At 67.8% G+C, this 17550-nt stretch carries 16 protein-coding genes; 9 read left to right on the top strand and 7 right to left on the bottom strand.

Annotated features, from left to right (window positions below; all coding sequences use genetic code 11):
- The first annotated feature begins 339 nt into the window (after window positions 1-339).
- On the top strand, window positions 340-609 hold the full coding sequence (locus ACQPXS_RS44700) for a hypothetical protein (RefSeq protein WP_433455183.1): 270 nt from the start codon (window positions 340-342) through the stop codon (window positions 607-609).
- Window positions 610-1365: 756 nt separating this feature from the next.
- Entirely contained in the window at window positions 1366-1767 is a 402-nt protein-coding gene (locus tag ACQPXS_RS44695) for a transposase (RefSeq protein ID WP_433455182.1), read from the top strand.
- A 5-nt stretch (window positions 1768-1772) separates the two neighbouring features.
- Here the strand turns inward: ACQPXS_RS44695 and ACQPXS_RS44690 are convergent, their stop codons facing one another.
- From ACQPXS_RS44690 to ACQPXS_RS44670, 5 genes are all read right to left on the bottom strand, one after another.
- Window positions 1773-2597, bottom strand: a complete 825-nt coding sequence (locus tag ACQPXS_RS44690) for an SDR family oxidoreductase (protein ID WP_433455181.1) — start codon at window positions 2595-2597, stop codon at window positions 1773-1775.
- On the bottom strand, window positions 2594-3721 hold the full coding sequence (locus ACQPXS_RS44685; RefSeq protein WP_433455180.1) for a hypothetical protein: 1128 nt from the start codon (window positions 3719-3721) through the stop codon (window positions 2594-2596). The genes ACQPXS_RS44690 and ACQPXS_RS44685 overlap by 4 nt, the downstream gene beginning before the upstream one ends.
- Window positions 3722-3800: 79 nt before the next feature.
- Complete coding sequence (locus ACQPXS_RS44680; RefSeq protein WP_433456229.1) at window positions 3801-4811, bottom strand: AraC family transcriptional regulator ligand-binding domain-containing protein; 1011 nt, start codon at window positions 4809-4811, stop codon at window positions 3801-3803.
- 287 nt (window positions 4812-5098) lie between these two features.
- Window positions 5099-5635 carry a hypothetical protein gene (locus tag ACQPXS_RS44675; protein ID WP_433455179.1) on the bottom strand — a complete coding sequence of 179 codons (537 nt, stop codon included), beginning with the start codon at window positions 5633-5635 and terminating at the stop codon, window positions 5099-5101.
- 472 nt (window positions 5636-6107) lie between these two features.
- Window positions 6108-6809, bottom strand: coding sequence for a class I SAM-dependent methyltransferase (locus ACQPXS_RS44670; protein WP_433455178.1), 702 nt, complete (start codon window positions 6807-6809; stop codon window positions 6108-6110).
- A gap of 342 nt (window positions 6810-7151) precedes the next feature.
- Between ACQPXS_RS44670 and ACQPXS_RS44665 the strand changes: the two genes are divergently transcribed.
- From ACQPXS_RS44665 to ACQPXS_RS44655, 3 genes are all read left to right on the top strand, one after another.
- On the top strand, window positions 7152-7409 hold the full coding sequence (locus ACQPXS_RS44665; RefSeq protein WP_356316634.1) for a hypothetical protein: 258 nt from the start codon (window positions 7152-7154) through the stop codon (window positions 7407-7409).
- A gap of 455 nt (window positions 7410-7864) precedes the next feature.
- Window positions 7865-9124, top strand: a complete 1260-nt coding sequence (locus ACQPXS_RS44660; protein ID WP_433455177.1) for an FAD-dependent monooxygenase — start codon at window positions 7865-7867, stop codon at window positions 9122-9124.
- 249 nt (window positions 9125-9373) lie between these two features.
- Entirely contained in the window at window positions 9374-10060 is a 687-nt protein-coding gene (locus ACQPXS_RS44655) for an LppP/LprE family lipoprotein (RefSeq protein ID WP_433455176.1), read from the top strand.
- A gap of 605 nt (window positions 10061-10665) precedes the next feature.
- Here the strand turns inward: ACQPXS_RS44655 and ACQPXS_RS44650 are convergent.
- Window positions 10666-12630 (bottom strand): SpoIIE family protein phosphatase, encoded by a 1965-nt coding sequence (locus ACQPXS_RS44650; RefSeq protein WP_433455175.1) that lies wholly within the window; start codon window positions 12628-12630, stop codon window positions 10666-10668.
- Between the two features lie 893 nt (window positions 12631-13523).
- Complete coding sequence (locus ACQPXS_RS44645) at window positions 13524-14177, bottom strand: TetR/AcrR family transcriptional regulator (protein ID WP_433455174.1); 654 nt, start codon at window positions 14175-14177, stop codon at window positions 13524-13526.
- 185 nt (window positions 14178-14362) lie between these two features.
- On the opposite strand from ACQPXS_RS44645, the gene ACQPXS_RS44640 reads away from it, so the two are divergent.
- From ACQPXS_RS44640 to ACQPXS_RS44625, 4 genes are all read left to right on the top strand, one after another.
- Complete coding sequence (locus tag ACQPXS_RS44640; protein ID WP_433455173.1) at window positions 14363-14911, top strand: carboxymuconolactone decarboxylase family protein; 549 nt, start codon at window positions 14363-14365, stop codon at window positions 14909-14911.
- 110 nt (window positions 14912-15021) lie between these two features.
- Entirely contained in the window at window positions 15022-15816 is a 795-nt protein-coding gene (locus ACQPXS_RS44635; protein ID WP_433455172.1) for an isocitrate lyase/PEP mutase family protein, read from the top strand.
- A 59-nt stretch (window positions 15817-15875) separates the two neighbouring features.
- Complete coding sequence (locus ACQPXS_RS44630) at window positions 15876-16523, top strand: nitroreductase family protein (protein ID WP_433455171.1); 648 nt, start codon at window positions 15876-15878, stop codon at window positions 16521-16523.
- Between the two features lie 54 nt (window positions 16524-16577).
- Entirely contained in the window at window positions 16578-17495 is a 918-nt protein-coding gene (locus ACQPXS_RS44625) for an NADP-dependent oxidoreductase (protein WP_433455170.1), read from the top strand.
- Window positions 17496-17550: the final 55 nt, after the last annotated feature.

Here is a 17550-nt window from a genome sequence, read left to right as displayed (position 1 = left end):
TGAATCGGGGGCTCGGTGGTGTCCGCTGGCATCCGAAGGCCTCACTCGAATATTCCTCAAGCCGGACATTTGGGTTGATGGCATACCTCACATCCTACATAGTTCATCGTTCAACTAAATGGGGAGTAGTGTCACGAGTGCCTGATCCAAGGCGGCCACTGCGACTCGCTTCGGCGGACTGCATGGTGCTCAAGGAGGAAAGAATTCATGGGTTACAGGATTGTGCGCCGCGCAGCTCTCGCGGCCGCCTCTGTGGCGGTCGCGGCGACCGGACTCCTCGCGGCAGGGGGACCTGCCTCGGCAGCGACCGTCACGAGCAGCGAACCAGCGGCTGCCCTCGTGTCTCACTCCGCGCAGTACACCAACACCCTTGAAAGCAGGGGCGGACACCGCAACGATGGCGGCCGTGCCGACCGCGAGATCCTCCGCTGGTACAACGACCAGATCTCGTGGTTCCGTGACGATGACGGAAACCGCTACCAGGTCCGGCGACATGAGGGGCATTCCTACCGTTGGGAAGGCCGCCGCGGGCTCCTGTGGACCACCGGGGACACCGGCTTCCGTGACGTCCGCAAGCACCGCAACGAAGGCTTCGCCCACCACGGGTAGGCAGTCGGCGGGCACGGGCCCGCGTCGGCACCGACGGCCACCGCAGTCCGTCACTCCCCGGGTCCTGGCATCTCTCGGATTACCTGACCTGCGGGCAGTCGCAGGAAGGACCGTCGCAAGAGCCGCCCTAACCACTGCGGATCCATGGCTCCCGTGCCGGATCAGGGGAACCGGCGCAGGAACCACCGGTTTTGGAGGAGCCGGTGGCACTCAGGGTACGTCAACGACGCCGTACCCTGCGGTGGGGGCGCCTCGCCAGTCGCCATGAGCGGCGGCGGCTGACACAGCGACAGCGCCCCCACAGAGCCCGGCGCGTGGTGCGCAACAACGCACCGTACGCTGGTCACGGATCGGCAACCGACTGTTTGTCGCCGACGCTGTCTTGAGTAACTGGCCGGTCTCCGCCGGGACCGGGCCGTCGGAGATCGGTGGCCTCCCGGCGCCTGTCCAGCAGCCTCTATGAACGCCGTCGTCGGCCGGCGAGCCGGCGTCGAGAAAACGAGTTGCTCACACCCCATGAGCGGGCACTCGCTCGCGGAAGCGGTCAACAGCTCAGGGGGCGTCTTCGCGCAAGCCTGCTCTTGCGCACTCGCCGCGGGCGCTGAGCAAGGGCGAGATCTTGGCGGCGACGTAGGTCGGCACGGTCACCTACGTCGATCAGGCATCCGCCTGCAACAGACATCCAGTGCGCAGTACCCCGAGGCGAGGCCGATCGATCGGTAGCGCACCCAGGTCGCGCGACGCCGACGATCCTGCATGTTTCGGTGGCTGCTGCCTACGCTCGCTGGACTGCGGTCACGCATCTCGGCATCTGGAGCGCGTAAGAAGGCAGCCATCCGCATCAACTACGGCACCCACAAGACTCCCGCGATCAAGGCCTGGCTGGCCAAACGCCCCAGGTTCGAGCTGCACTTCACCCCGACCGGCTCCTCCTGGATCAACCAGGTCGAGTGGTGGTTCGGCTACCTCGCCCATCAGATGATCCGCCGCGGCGCACACAAGAACATCCAGGCCCTGGAAGCCGACATCCGGGCCTGGGTCAAAGACTGGAACGAAGACCCCAAGCCGTTCAACTGGACCAAAACAGCCGAAGAGATCCTCGACTCCCCCGCCTGCCTCTGCCGACGGATCTCTGACGCAGGACACCAGGAACGGTGAGCCCTCTACACCGACGGTCCCTTCGCCAGCATCTTCCGCTGCACCCGCTTGCCCTGCGCGACCGCCAGGGGGACGGCACGCAGCCCGAACGAAGGCAGCGCGTCTGCCAGGCGCGCCTGCAGTCCCCGCCAGCGCGGTACCGCGGTGACCGGGCGTGGGCGGTCCAGCACCTTGCGCACCGCGTGGACGACCTCCTCGGGCATGAGCAGTTTGCCGGAGAAGGACAGTGCCGCGGCAGAGTCGTCGAGTTTGTCGTGGAGCATCGGGGTCCAGATGCCGTCGGGGCAGACGCAGGAGATGTCGATCTCCTTGATCCCGGCCAGGCGCAGGTCGGCGAGTGTGCTCAGGCTGAAGCCGATCGCGGCGTGCTTGGACGCCGCGTACACCGCCTCGCCCGGGACCGCGGTCAGTCCCGCCAGCGATACGACGTTGACGATGTGTCCGCCCGTGCCGCGCATGGCCTCGATTGCGGCCACGGTGCCGTTGACGGTGCCGAGCGCGTTGACCTCCAGCATCAGGCGGCGTACGTCGGACGGCTGCTCCCAAGCCGGCCCGGTCACGAGCACGCCCGCGTTGTTGACCCACACGTCGAGGCGGCCGGCCTTGGCCACGATGCGGTCCCGCGCCGCGGCGACCTGGACCTCGTCGCGCACGTCGACGGCCGCCCACAACACGTCGGGCCCGAGTTCGGCCGCCGTGGCGCACGCCGCCTCCTCGTCGACGTCGGTGACCAGCACTTGGTGGCGGCGCTGGACCAGAGCCGCAGCGATCAGTTTGCCGAGGCCGCGGCCCGCCCCGGTGACCACCGCGCCGGCGGGGAAGCGGTTCATCGCCGACCGCCCTTGATCTCGCCGTAGGCGATCCCGCCATGAACGTAGGTGGGCACCACCGGCCAGAACCGCTTCCACGGGGCCAGCTCGGTGGACGGCAGGATCTGCAGCCAGCGCGGGTCCGCCTTGCAACGGTCGGCGAGCGTCTTCTCCTTGACCATCGAGTCGTACTGGTCCAGCGAGTCCTCCAGCGTGTTGGCGTTGGGGCATATCTCGCGGCCGAAGACCTGGTGGTAGCGGCGTACGCCGGGGATCTGGGACAGCTCCGGCTGCCAGTTGTCCAGCGAGATGCCGTTCTCCGAGGACACCCACACCCCGTCGGGGGTGTTGAGCGCCAGCGAGTGGTTGCCGTCGGTGTGTCCGGGAGTCCACAGCAGCGCGACGCCGGGACCGAGCTCGACGTCGCCGTCGAAGGTGACGAACTTCTCCGGGTCGACGCCGTCCAGCCCGCCGTCGACGTACCACGCCCACTGCATCGGGTGCAGGGACTTGAGGGTCGCCAGCTCGCGGTTGTGCACCAGCATCCTCGCCCCGCCGAACAACGGTTTTCGTGGAGCCGCCTCGCCCTCCATGACCTCGGTGGAGCCCAGAATCATCCGCGGGTCCTGTACGTGCAGGTGGTCGAAGGTGCAGAAGTCGATGTCGTCCGGGGTCAGCCCCAGTCGGCGCAGCACGTCGCCGGGCTCGGCGTAATACCTCAGCACCATCCGCTCAAGCAGCTTGCCCCCGGGAACCTTGTCCGTCACCTTCTGCAAGTTGCGGTAGAACGGCGCCTTGGCGGAGCCCTCCGGCACCGTCGGCTCGAAGACCAGCGTGCGTGCCCGGCCGTCGAAGTCGTCGTACTGCACGACGATCATGCGGTTGATCATCGAGATCAGTGGGAGCGTGGGCACTGAGACGGCGTCGTGGAAGGCGTACTTCACCGGGTATGGCGCCGCGGCGATGTCAACCGACTTCACCGCCCGCACCTGGCCCTGGGCCTTGAAGCGCTCCTTGTACGCCGCGGCGGCCTCGCGGACCGCCCGCAGGCGTTCGCCGCGCGGCCACACGTCGTGGACGCCGTCGAACTCGGGGATCGGTCGCGCACCGATCCCGGTCAGGTGGCCGGTTCCGGCTGTCGCCATGGGCCAACTCCTCGCTCTCGTCGTCGGGTCAGCAGAATGCCCTCCCGAGCAAGGCGGGATTTGTTCCAGCGCGACAATCTCAGGAGGTGCCATACACCCGGCGGCGCACCTCGCTCGGGCTGGCGCCCCGCCACCGTCGTACGGCGTGGCTGAGGCCGGACTGGTCGGCGAAGCCGGCCATCGCGGCCACCTGTCCGAGAGGCAGGTCGGTGGTGATGATGTAGCGCAGCGCGAGATCCCGCCGTACGTCCTCGAGGATCTCCTCGAAGCTGGTCGCCTCCGCGGCGAGCCGCCGTTGCAGCGTGCGGGGATGCATCGCAAGGAGCCGCGCGACGTGACCGATCGCCGGAGGGGTGGTGCCGACACTCCCGACCAGGGCCCGCCGGACGTGCGTGGAGACCAAGCGTTCCGGATCGGTGTGGTGACTGGCCAGGTAGTCGACTGCGAGCCGACGGATCGCCGCGTCAGCGCTGCGGAACTCCGCGTCGAGCAGCCGCCGCTCCACGCGCAGCGCGGCGGTCGCGCACCCGAACTTCACATCCACGCCGAAGAATTCGGTGTACCGCGACACCGGCGACAGGGGCTGGTGCGGCAGCTCCACCGCCCGTAGGCCGGCCAGGCTGCCGACCAGAGCCACCGCCACCTGGTGAAAGAGGCCGAGCCCGAGCTCCATGGCCTGCGGGGAGTACGGCGACTCGCGCAGATCCTTCCGATAGGTCAGCGCGACCACCTCACGGCACCCCCGTGGATCCGGTTCCACACCGACGCTCAGCGCCGGGCTGTGCACGAACATGAACCGCGAGGCGCACTCCAATGCCTCCGCCACCGTCGACGACGCCTGGATAGCCAGCGCCAGCCGGCCGAGGACGCTGAGATCCTGGCCGCAGGCCAGGCGGAGGCCGAAATCAGGGCATCTAAGCTCACGGGCGACCGCGTCGAGCATCAGGTCGTGGCTGGTGATCGGGATGAGCCCCTCCTCGGAGGTGAGCGCCTCCGGAGGGATCGCGAACCGCCCCATGAACTCCCCGGGGTCGCCGTCGAGTTCGTCGACGAGGCGCGCGAACCCGCGCAGGCTGGCTCCCCGAATCATCGCACTCACCGGGCGATGCTAATCCCAGCAGGTGGGCGGTCAAGGCACCCCAGGATCTCGTCCCCGCATCAACTCCACATTTCCTTTGCGGAGTTGCTTTAGTCTGGGCCACCGGCCGGCCCGGAGGGCCGGCCCTGGCGGGGAAACATCGACTTCAGCGAGGCGGAAATCCTGCGGCGGCACTATGCGGGGAACCGACGAAATGCGGCGTGCCAGGTGACGAAACAGGGTCGGTACTCACGGGGGACGTGGCGGGTGCGATCCGGTTGCCCCCTCGTCCGTCGGGATCAAGGGGTGGTGTCGCCGACGAGATCTGCCAACTCGTCGGCCGATTCGGCGGTCAGTCGGTAGAAGCCCTGGAGGCTGACCGAGCGTTCTAGGCGGCCATCGACCACGTACTTCAGACCGCGGGTCTGGCCTCGGCGATTACGCCAGGCAAGCCTCATCAAAAGATCACCAGGTACCGGCATGTCGAAGCGTACGGGCGTCGCGTCCACGTGCACTGCCGCAGCACCGCAGCCGCCGGCACCGAGCATCGACCAGGCGCCGTGCCCGGGAAACGCTGGGTCCTGCCACGCCGCGGGGGCGGTGCCGCAGCAGTCACGCCGCTCCATGTCGATCACCCGCATCCGGCTCACGACGTACACGACGCGCCGGTTGACGTGCAGTGCGTACACCTCGTCCCCGGCCCGGGCCCCCGACCAGGCGGGCAAGGAGGAATGGACACCGCTGAAGGCGACCGGCGGCCGCTCTCCCACGCGACCCGCTTTGCGCAGGGCACCGCACGTGTCATGGGTCCACAAGACGGTGAAGGCATCAGACATGCCGTGATCGTACGAAGGAGGACTGACAGCCTCCCGTGGGCCAGCCCTCCTCTCCTCCAAGATCGTTCGGCGGGAAGACCCACCAGGAATCGCCGGATTCGGACGCACCGATCCAAACCGTCACCGCAAGCCATCGAGTTTCGTCGGTGGTCCGAGAACGCGCGAAGCGCGCGGCCCCGGCGGACGCGGAGCAGACGCCCGGGCACGCGGCAGGCGGCACAGCACGCGAAGCGCGCCCTACAGCCGACCGGTACACCGCGGCGCGCCCCGGGGTTGCGTCCGGGCGCCGTCGGGGCCGCCGTCCGAAGGGACAGCCCGCATCCGCCGGCTACCGGAAGGCGCAGGCACAGGCGGCGAAGACTGGCACATTCAGGATGGGGAGTCGGCCATGCACGCGGAGCCAGGTCCCGGGCACGTTGACGTGCCCGGGCCGGGGCCGGCTCGTTCTGGGACCTGCTGGCGCCGGTTGGGGTCAGAACGCCCGGAAGTCCTCGAATGAGGGCTCGAACGAGGGGTCAGGCAATCGATACGCCTTGCACCGGGCCTCTTGTTTGCCCTGAGGTCCGACGCCGACCGCCTCACCGGGGAAGGCATCTGAGATCACCGTCCATCCCAGATTCCGCTCGTAGTACTGAACGGCCGTGTGCACGGACGGCCACCAGTCGTCGTCGACAACAATCAGGCCACCGGGGTGGACGATCTTGCGCAAGAAGTAGAGATCGACGAAAACCTCGTGGAACCGGTGACTGCCGTCCACGAAGGCCGCGTCGGCGACGAAGCCTTCGGTCAGCAGCTGCGGGAGCGCGATCGACGAAGGAGCGAGCATGAGCCTGGCGATCGAGTCCAGCCCCGCAGAGCACAGTAGATCCCAGCCGGCGTTGGAGTACTCGCGTTCTTGAAACGGGTCAATGATGACGTGCTGGGGACGCGGACGGTTGACGGTTGCCAGCGCCTCTCCGATGGCGAGCGCTGAGCTGGCGTAGGCGAGACCGACCTCCACCACCTTCTCGACTCCCTCGGAGACCATCAGATCGCGCAGTTGATCGCAGTGCCGCTCGGGCACCGTAACGGCTTCGAAGTCTCCCTTGTGGTCTCGCGTCCGAGGCGGACCCTCCTGCGACAGACGGCGGCGCACCTCACGGACCCGAGCCGCACCTTCATCCGTGTTCGCCATTACCGACCGTTCCTCCTGGGCAAGACAGCGCAGCACCCCCTCACCATAGGAGCGAAGGCAAGCCTGTGGGCACGTTCGTTCACGGGGACTGCGGTTACCGCCAGGCACCATGGCCAGGTTGACGGCCCCGGCGGGCCCCGCCCTCGTCCCCAGGGGCGACAGCGCTGTCACGGGGCTGGGCACCGGGCTGGCCTGGGCGGGACGCGGACCCGTATCAAGGTCATTTGCGGGTGTCAAGTCACGTCATTCAGTGGCGTGACGCGCATCACCAGTTCGGGCTTACTCGAAACACGACCTCACCGATCCGGAGTGAGGCTCCCCCACCGAAAGTAGGGACAGATCGTGTTTCGAACGAAGAAGAAGATTGCCAAGGTCGCGGCCATCACCGTAACCGCGGTAGGGGCGCTCCTGGGCGGCGGCGCCGCCGCCCAGGCCGCACCCGCCACGGCGCACGCCACCACCACGGCAAGCGTCAGCAGCTGGGGCGGCGGCTGGGGTCACCACCATGACGGCTGGGGCTGGGGCTGGGGCCACCACCATGAAGGCTGGGGCTGGGGCTGGGGCGACGACAGCTGGTGTGACGACGGAGGCTGGTGGTGACTGGGGTGGCTGGGAGTAGCCGACCGGGGGCAGGCGGCACCGTCGCTGCCCTACCCCCCGCGGCACCCCGAGGCGGCGCCTGACCGGCCACGAGGAGTCCCGGTCAGATCGCCAAGGCCCGGGCGCGGGTGCGGCAGACACACCTCAGGTGTGAGATCGCCACACCCGCGCGCCCGGTGTCGGACACAGGCCCAGCCCCCTTTTGTGCCCGCGGGCGTGCACCGACCCACAGGCACCAAGACCCAACCCACCGAGTCGACTCAGAGACTCAACCCACAGACTCAACCCGGGAAGAGGAACCCATGCGACCACTACTCCAAGGACCCGACCGGCAGGGGACGCCGGCCGGGACCGCCCTTCCGCCGCTGGGCGGCCCCCACCCGACACCGACTGCGCAGCCGGGTGCCGCATCCGCGATGCGGCTGCCCGGCCGTGCAGCCAGAACGGGACGCGCCATGAAGATCGTGTGCGTCGGCGGTGGACCGGGCGCGTTGTACTTCGCGGTCTCGGCCAAGCGCCGCGATGCCGGCCTCGACATCACCGTCATCGAACGCGATCCGCCGGGGGCCACCTACGGCTGGGGCGTGGGGTATGGGGACAACTTGCTCGACCACCTCTACCGCAACGACCCCGACAGCGCCCGGGCAGTGCGTGCGGCCTCGGCCCTGTGGCAAGACCAGGAGGTCCGAAGCGGGGAACGGACCGTGTATCTGGGCCGGTACGGCTACAGCATCGCCCGCGCCACCCTGCTCGACATCCTCACCCGACGCGCAGCCGAACTGGGGGTGGATGTCCAGCACCACCGCAAGGTCGACGACCTCGCCGAGCTCGCCGACGCCGACTTGATCGTCGCCTGCGACGGGGCCAACAGCCGGGTGCGCCAGTTGCACGGCGACCACTTCGGCACCCACCTCGAAGTCGGCCGCAACCCCTACATATGGCTGGGCACCGACAAGGTGTTCCCCCGCTTCACCTTCGCCTTCGAATCGACCCCGGCCGGGTGGATCTGGTTTTACGCCTACCCCTCGAGCGCGGAAATCAGCACCTGCGTCGTCGAGTGCGCCCCAGAGACCTGGCGGGGGCTGGGGCTCGATACGCTCGACACCGCCGACGGCGGGCGGTTGTTGGAACAGATCTTCGCCTCCGCTCTGGACGGCCACGCGCTGCTTGGCCAGTCGCGGGGGGAACCGGCACGCTGGCAGCACTTCACCGAGGTACGCAACGCCACCTGGTGCCACGGCAACGTGGTGCTGCTGGGGGATGCCGCCCACACCACCCACTACACCCTGGGCTCGGGCACCCGGCTGGCACTGCTGGATGCGATCGAGCTCGCGCACAGCCTGTACACGGAGGCAGAGCTGCCTGCCGCTTTGCAGGCCTACGACGAGCGCCGCCGGTCCGCGCTCCATCCCGTGCAGGCCGCGGCCCGTACGAGCATGGCCTGGTTCGAGCATCTCGACCATTACCTTGAGCAGGATCTGGTGGACTTCGCCTACGCGATGTCGGTACGGCAGGGGGCCCAGGGGCCGTGGCGCTACCAGCTGCACAGGGCCACCCAGATCCCGGTGCTGCGCCGGGTACGACGGGAAGCGGGCAGGGGCCTGCGGAGGTATCTGGCGCTGCGGCGCGGGGAGACGGCCCTCGGCACGGGCAGCGCCACCAGGAGGGTCACGACCACGGCGGCCCTGGCGGCACCGGCGGGGCACCAGCAGTGACGGCACCGGACAGGGCAGCCCCGGCAACCTGGACCACTGAACTTGTCGAGCCGTGATTCCTCTTTCCCCCTGACGTTTTTCCGGCCGGGTCGACTCGATGCAAAAAGCCGATGGACACGAACCCATCGCAGTGCATTTCCTCATCCCTCGCGATGCGGCCGCCCCGGCGCACGACGAAAATTCACCAACCCGTGTGCCGGGCCGAAAACCCTGCACCCCGGAAAGAAAAAAACCCATGAGCACTCACCCATGCGCATATCGCCGGGTGCCCGCAGCGGCCGCACCTCAGGGCTTGCCAGCGAGACAACCCAGGCCGGCACACCGTTCCCGGTTCTTGTACACCGCCCTCGCTGCCACCGCTGTCGTGTTGACCCTGGGCCCCGCAACTGCACTAGCCGCGCCCACCTCCGGGGGGCTTACCCCCTCCGTAGGGTCCCGGCCAGGTCTGAGCGTTGCGACGATCGGGGCGCTGCCTGGCTCCTCCCGGGCCGACGTGCCCAGTCCCAGCGAGATCGCGCGGGTGATGACCACGACCGTCGAGACAGGCGACCCCTGGGAACATTTCGCGCCGTCCAGCGCCCCGGTCACGGTAGCGGACGATCCGGCAGTTATCTGACCGCGGTGATCGGCACCCGTTCTCCGAGCGCAGACGGGCGCGGACAACTGGTCTTTCTCTGGCACGGCACGACGTTTGTCGGCTTGGACAGCAGCAGCGAAAGCCTGGCCATTCAAGCCATCACTCCCGGAAAACCGGGTACCATCCGAGTCACCTACGCCCATTACGGGCCCGATGATGCATTGTGCTGTCCCTCCTTGGCCGCGGTCACGATCGAATACCGGTGGAATGGGCGCGGCTTCACCCCCTCAGGAATGCCACCAAAACGCGGAGAGGAAGCGGCGGTGAGGCTGGAGGGTACGTCAATTACTCGGCCCTAAAGGACCGAGTAGTTGACAGAAGTCACGAGCCCGAAGCTGATCGCACGACTCCAGATGCCGCGGGGCATGACAGACCTCCCGCAGTAGCTCCGAGCATCAACAGCCGACGAACAGTACAAACGGCACGGCACGCACAGCCGACCCGCACTACAAGGAGCATTCCGCCGGCGGTGACGCGCGAGCTGCGGCGCTGCGGCGGTATCGGGCCTGTCCCGGCCACGCGGCCACCTCTCACCGGCTCTGACGATGGTTGCCGCTACTCGCCGCACGCTCGGCACGGGCTCGCGCCGTCTCAGCGGCGTGGCATGTCTGCTGTGCAGCGTGTTCTGTCTGCGGCCCGCCGGCGTGCGTTGCCGAGGTCGTTTCGCATGCGGCGTCGCAGGTCGACGCCGCAGCGTGGAGATTTTGGGCCAGCTCGGTCGCGCGCTCTTCGAGCTTCCGCAGCGCTGCTTCGGGGCGCTCGACCTCTGCCTGGGCCTGGTCGTACTCTTCCTCCCGTTGCCGGGCGCGCTGCTCGGCTGTTTCCGCTTCCCGCTGTGCGGGTTTCCTGCGGGCTGGTGCTTCCCCTTGATCGTGGGCATCTGGAGACTGGGGCGCATCGCGTCTCATGCGCGTCGGATGACTAGCACGGCCACGTCGTCGAGGTGGTCCACCTCGGCCACCGCGTCGAGTATGCGGTCTGCGGTCGCCTCGACGTCGAGCCGGTCCCGGAGGGCTTGACCGGCCAGCGCTCCCGCTCGCTCCAGTCCGGCGTCCAGGGGCAGGCGCGGCCCTTCGACTACTCCATCGGTGACCATGACCAGCGCGGTGCCCTCTTCCAAGGTGAAGGTCTCCTCGGGGTACTCGGTGCCTGGCACGATTCCCAGGACCGGCCCGGCGGGGAGTGTGCGGATGGTGTGGCTGCCGTCGTCGCGTGCGTGGAGCAGTGGCACATGGCCTGCGCTGGTGCCGATGACCTGTCCGTCATGCGGATCGAGGTGCAGCATGGTGCAGCTTGCGAAGCGTGGCGCGTCCATCGCGACGAGCAACTCGTTGGTACGCGTCAGCACTGTTCCCGGGTCAGGCTCGTGGGCGGCGATCGCGCGCATGGACGAGCGCACCTGGCCCATGAAAACCGCGGCATCCACGTCGTGCCCTTGAGCGTCGCCGATTTCCAGTGCGACCGCACCGTCGGGCAGGAAGAACGCGTCATACCAGTCTCCGCCGATATCCAGCCCGTCCCGGCTGGGCTGGTAGCGGGCGGCGATCTCCAGGCCTGGGAGGTGCTCCGGCAGCGTCGGGAGCATGCTCTGTTGGAGCGCTGTGGACAGCTCGACGTGGGCTTGTTGCAGCTTGATGCGCCTCAGCGCCTGGCCTGCCAATTCGGCCAGAGCCGTCATGAAGGCGAGCTTCTCGTAGGACGGGGGGTGCTCACTCTCGTACGTCACCACCCAGGCCCCGAGCGGCCGGTCGCTCGCCGGGCTGAGGGGGACGATCGACAAGGCGGTGCCGGGGACGGGGCGCGGCAGGGGCAGACCGTCATCGCGCAGCCAACGGCGAACCAGCTCCTCGTGGTTGGGGAAGAACTGCGCCTGGCCGGTACGGATCACGCAGGGCAACGGCCGGTCCTCATCCAGCGACAGGCCGTGCAGAGCATCAGCCTCCCATGTGGGAATCCCGGCATCCGAGGAGACCCGCAATCGCCCATCGTCGACGACGGCGAAGAGGGCGCCGGAACCTCCGACGGCCGCGGCGAGCCGGGCCAGGACAACCTGCTGCAGTTCCTGCTCGGTGGCGGCGATGAACAGGGCGGAGGCGAACGCGGTGATCGCGTCGGCGCGCTCCCGCTCCGCGCTCACCTCGGCCAGCATCTCTTGGCGGTGTGCTTCCGACTGGGTGTCGTCGCGGATCATCGCGAAGACCCGTTCGGGGCCGCCGTATCCCAACTGGATCCGGCGGGTCTGACCTACGAGAACACGCCAGCCATCGTGCTCGGTGAGGAACCGAGACCTGATCCACGGGGACTGGGCGGCGGACGAGCGCACGAGCCGCCGCACGTTCCTCCGGTCATCGGGGTGCACTCGCCTGATCATCTCGGACAGGGGCACCGACGCCTGCGGGAAGAGCGCGGCCAGGGCGGGTGCGCCACCCAGTGACTCCACCTGGTGCCCATCGGGGGAACACATCCAGAGGCCGAGGCCGGCATCCTTCGCCGCAAGCTGGAATGGGATCAGCAGACCGCCGAGGTCGTGTCTCGCGTCCAACGAATGCACCCACACAAGCCGCTCGCCACTCGAGGGATCCGTCACCGGTCGCGCCTCGACGAGGCAGACCACAGATGCGGTGCTCGTGCCGGGAAACTCCAGCACACGCATCGCAAGCCTCTTCGCCGTGGCCCCGTGCGCCAGCAGGCTCTCAGCCGAGATGCGCTGATCCTCGGAGAGTAGATCAACGAAGCCATGACCCACGCACTGTTCCCACGGCCTGCCCAGTGCCGTGGCCATCGCGTCGTTGAGGGAGCGGATGACACCGTCCAGGGTCAGAAGAGCCGACGGTGTCGTCCTGTGAAGAAGTTCGTCCGCGGCATCCATTTGCCGCTCCCTGACCATCGTCGAGCGATGTGATCTCTTCGTCCTGCAACAAGCCTATCTGCCGCAGCGCAGGCGCATCCATCAGCAGCGGGAGGATGACGTACGGGCGTGAGCCGACTGCGGTCGCTCGTTGATCGAGAGGGATGCGTGCAGGTTGTTCGCGGCGGTCCGGGCGTACTCGCTGTTGGGCCACTGGCGGAAGGTGCGCGGGTTCCAGCGGGTGCTCGACGTCTGTTCGGTTGGGCGATACACGGGGACGAGCAGTGCGATCGCGACGCCCGCGAGGGTCGGTGCACGCCCGAGGCGAGGGGGTCAGCCGCACCATGACCGCGAGAGCGCGTACACGGGGGCTCCGGCCGCCGTGGAGATAGCGGGTGAAGTCCACGCCGACGAGCTCGGCGGCGGCGATGAGGAGCGGCAGGGAGGAAGTTTCCGGTGTGGACCAGCGCGCTGATGTTGCAAGCGTCGCGATTCGGCACACCTGGTACTGGCACGAAACGTAGTCCACCGGGACCCCGCGCCGGCGGTGTCCAACCCGAAACTGGGGGCTGGGCCCGCCACCAGGCGCCCAGTTCCTCCGGCAGGAGCCTGCCATCGCAGGAGAGCACGCGGTCCAGGGCACGCTGCGCGAACTGGGCCGTGGTGCCGGTGGTGCGGCCGGGATCGCCGAGGAACTCCAGCATCGCGCGGTTGAAGTCCTTCATCCCAGTGTTCCGGGTCAGCCCCACCCGGCAGACGGCAAGCCGCTCGTGCCCGCTGGCCGTGAACGCGCCGCCCTCTGCGATCTCCCGGCGGTGGAAGTCCCGGGTGAAGGCCGGCACCGCGGTCGTCTGGCCCAGCCCCGGAAAGGGGTGCACCGCGACACGCTCCGCCGACCCATGCGCGTGGGAGGGCTACCGAGCTTGGGGTACGCCGGCGTCGGGAGACGTCGCGAAGGTCTGCAGGTAGTCGATGGCTGTCTGCAACGCGTCTTTCAGTGGAGCGATGTCCCGCGCGACCTGGGCGAGGAGCATGCCGCCCTGGAAGGCAGCGAGGAGCAGATTGGCCAGTTGTTTGGGATCTGCCTCAGCGCTGATGCGGCCGAGTTGCTGCATGCGCCCGATCCCATCACGGAAGATCCCCCTCCACTGGTCGAATGCACTGGCGAGCTCGTCGTGCACGTCGAGGTCCGTCTTGATGATCTCGCTCGCCAGGGAGCCGAGGGTGCAGCCTTCCTGGTAGGCGCGCTCGTAGCCGACGTAGAAATCCGCCCACGCCCGGAGCGCGTCGAGGTTGTCGAAGCCGGCGAATCGTTCGTCGCGGTGGAAGGTGAGGACGCGTTCGGCCTGCCAGGCGATCACGGCCAGGACGAGACTCTCCTTTGTCGGGAAGTAGTGGTTGAGCTGCGATCCGCTGACGCCGGCGGCGCGGCGGAGCTGCTCGTTGTTCGTCGCGTGGACTCCGTTTGTGTAGATGAGGTCCGCAGCGTGCTCCAGGATGCGGGCCCGCGTGGCCTGCCCCTTTGACGTGAGCTTGTGAGGCGTCGGAGCTGCCGTAGTGGTGGTCATGCCTTAACAATACCCGGATTGGGCTTGACAGCCCAGAACGAGGGGTGTTCACTCTGAGAAGTGGGCCAGACAGCCCAAAAAACGCCGGGGTTCGCAGTCACAACAGGGACTGGACGTCTGCAGCAGTAAGAACCGGCCCGGGCTCGACGCTGACCCCTCACACCTTCACCGGAGGCTGATTCGCCATGTCACGACTGAACGTCCCGTCTCCCGACGACGTCCCCGACGGGGCGAAGGGCATCCTCGACAACGTCGGCGCACAGTTCGGCTTCGTCCCGAACATGTTCGCGACTCTCGCGTCGAACCCGACCGTCCTCGACGTCGTCATGACGCTGCAGGGCACCTTGAGCCGGGTTCTTGACGCGAAGACGCGGCACATCATCGCGCTCGCGGTGTCGCAGGCCAACGGCTGCGACTACTGCCTGGCGGTGCACACGTACGTGTCGTCCGAGTTCGGTGGCATGTCGAGCGATGACATCGCCTTGGCCCGGGCCGGAAGCTCGATCGATCCCAAGCGCGCCGCGGTCGCTCGTTTCGCTCAGCAGGTGGTGGAGAGCCGCGGCCAGGTCAGCGACGCCCACCTCGCGGCTGTGCGAGGCGCCGGGTACACCGACCCGCAGATCCTGGCGATCGTCACGGTGGCGGTGCAGGTCCTGCTGACCAACTTCATCAACAACGTCAACCAGACCGACATCGACATCCCCGCCGTCAGCGCGGCCGGCACGCCCGGCTGATCGCCGGAACCCCCGTCGAGGCCGCGCACACAGCTGGCAAACCCTCAACGCACCAGCACAATCACTCCGGAAGGTTCGCTATGCCAGGCTTCGAGCTCTATGAGGAGTTCATGGCACTGCACACGCGCGACGGCGGTCTCGTCATGCCGAACGCATGGGACGGCCTCTCTGCGCTGATGCTGGCCGATGCCGGCTTCGAGGCGATCGCGACGTCATCGGCGGCACTCGCCAGCACACTCGGCCGGGCCGACGGGCGTCACGAAGTCACCCGCGCCGAGCACCTCGAGCATGCGCGGCTGCTCGGCCGGCTCACCGGACTGCCCGTCAACGGAGACTTCGAGGACGGCTACGGCGACACCCCTGCAGACGTCGCCGCGACCGTGGAAGCCGCCGTCGAGTCCGGCCTGGCCGGTATCGGGATCGAAGACACCTCGGGCAATCCCGATCAACCGATCCGCGACTTCGACGAGGCAGTCCACCGCATCCGCAGCGCGGTCGAGGCGGCCAAGGGGCGCATCGTCGTCACCGGCCGCACCGACAACTTCCTCCAGGGGCGGCCCGATCTCGACGACACCATCCGGCGTCTGACGGCCTTCGCCGAGGCCGGCGCGGATGTGCTCTACGCCCCTTACCCACCCGACCTCGACGCGCTCGTCGCGATCGTCACCGCCGTCGCGCCGACACCGGTCAACGTCCTCGTCTCGCCGGCGGACAAGGTGCTGACCGTCGCTGAACTGCAGAAGGCCGGGGTCAAGCGCATCAGCGTGGGTCCAGCGCTCTACACCCACGCAATGGAGGCGCTCGAACAGGCCATCAAGGCTCTCGTCGCGGGTGACCTCACCACCGCGACGACAGGAATCAGCTTCGAGCGCATCAGCGACCTGCTTGGCCGCGACACGAACTAGCCCAAACCCTGCGAGCCACCGCTCCTCACCCACTCATCGCAAGAAGAAAGCAGATCGACATGAACCTCGACAAGCTCATGAGCAAGCACCTCACCAGGTATTTCGACCCCAGCAAGACCATTCCGGAGGAAACCCTTCAGCAGCTGCTGAGGTTCCTACGCTCCACGCCGTCATCGGTGAACGTACAGCCCAACCACTTCTACGTCCTCGCCACGCCCGAAGGCAAGGAGCGGCTCGCCAACAACCTGGGCGAACGATTCCGGGACAACGCCGAGAAGATCCTGAACGCATCGCACTCCATCATCCTCACCACCCGGGCGGATCTGCCCGACAGCCACCTCGAGGCGGTGTTCGCAAAGGAGAGGGCCGACGGCCGGTTCCCTGACCCGTCCAAGCAGGAGCTGTGGGAATCCATGACCCGGGACTTCCTCAACCTGCGCACCTACGGCTACAAGGACCTGAACCACTGGATGGAGAAGCAGACCTACATGGCGGTGGGTCTGACCATGATGGCGGCCGCCGAGCTCGGCGTCGAGGCCACGCCGCTGGAGGGGTTCGACCCGACCAGTGTCGACAAGGCCTTCAAGATCCGCGAGAGCGGACACAGCACGACGGTGCTGCTGGCCCTCGGCTACCCCGACCCGGAGAGGGTGTACACCACCCCGATCTCGCGTTTCGACACCGACCAGCTGTTCACCTTCATCTAAAAGCCCACCCGGAAAGCAAAACCCATCACACATACGAGGAAGCAGGCAATCCCAATGAAAGCCATTGTGGTCACCGACCAGGCCGCGGGAACGGCGGGAATGACGCTGACGGAGCGGCCTGAGCCACGCGCAGCAATCAACGACGTCATCGTTCAGATCCATGCATCGGGCTTCGTCCCCACAGAGATGGAGTGGCCATCGACCTGGACCGATCGCGCCGGCCGTGACAAGACACCGTCGATCCCCGGCCACGAGCTGGCCGGAGTGGTCACCGCCCTCGGCTACGGCACGACGGGGCTGTCGGTCGGGCAGCGGGTGTTCGGCCTGGCCGACTGGCACCGCGACGGCACCCTGGCGGAGTACGTGGCGATCGAAGCACGCAACCTCGCACCGCTGCCCGGCGACGTCGACTTCACGGTAGGCGCGTCCCTGCCGATCTCAGGTCTGACCGCGTGGCAGGGGCTGTTCCAGCACGGCCGCCTCCAGGCCGGCCAGACCGTCCTCGCCCATGGCGCGGCCGGGGCAGTCGGGACGATGGTGACCCAGCTGGCACGTGAGGCCGGCGCTTACGTCATCGGCACCGGACGCGCTGCCGACCGTGAGAAGGCGCTCGACTTCGGCGCGCACGAGTTCGTCGACCTCGAGAACGACCCGCTCAAAGACGTCGGCAGCGTCGACCTGGTCTTCGACGTCATCGGCGGCGACGTTCAAAAGCAGTCCGCCGCCCTGATCAAGGCCGGAGGAACACTGGTGTCCGTCGTCGGCCCGGTCGAAGCACGGCCCACTGACGGCCTGGCCGTCGACTTCGTCGTCGAAGCCGATCGCGCCGAACTCGGTGAGATCGTGCAGCGGGTGCGGGACGGACGGCTGCGGACCAACATCGGTGACATCGCGAGCCTCGACAACGCCGTCGCAACCCTCAACTCAACCGAGCGACGCAAGGGGAAGACAGTCATCCGCGTCCTGCCGTAGATGGCCGTGGCGGAGATCAGGACCGTGACCCGCCGGTCGGTCGGTGGCCGCCCAT

The organism is Streptomyces sp. CA-142005, from assembly GCF_050942335.1.
Lineage (GTDB): Bacteria > Actinomycetota > Actinomycetes > Streptomycetales > Streptomycetaceae > Streptomyces.
Note: the sequence above shows the minus strand (reverse complement) of the source record. Positions and strands in the feature narration are given on the sequence as shown.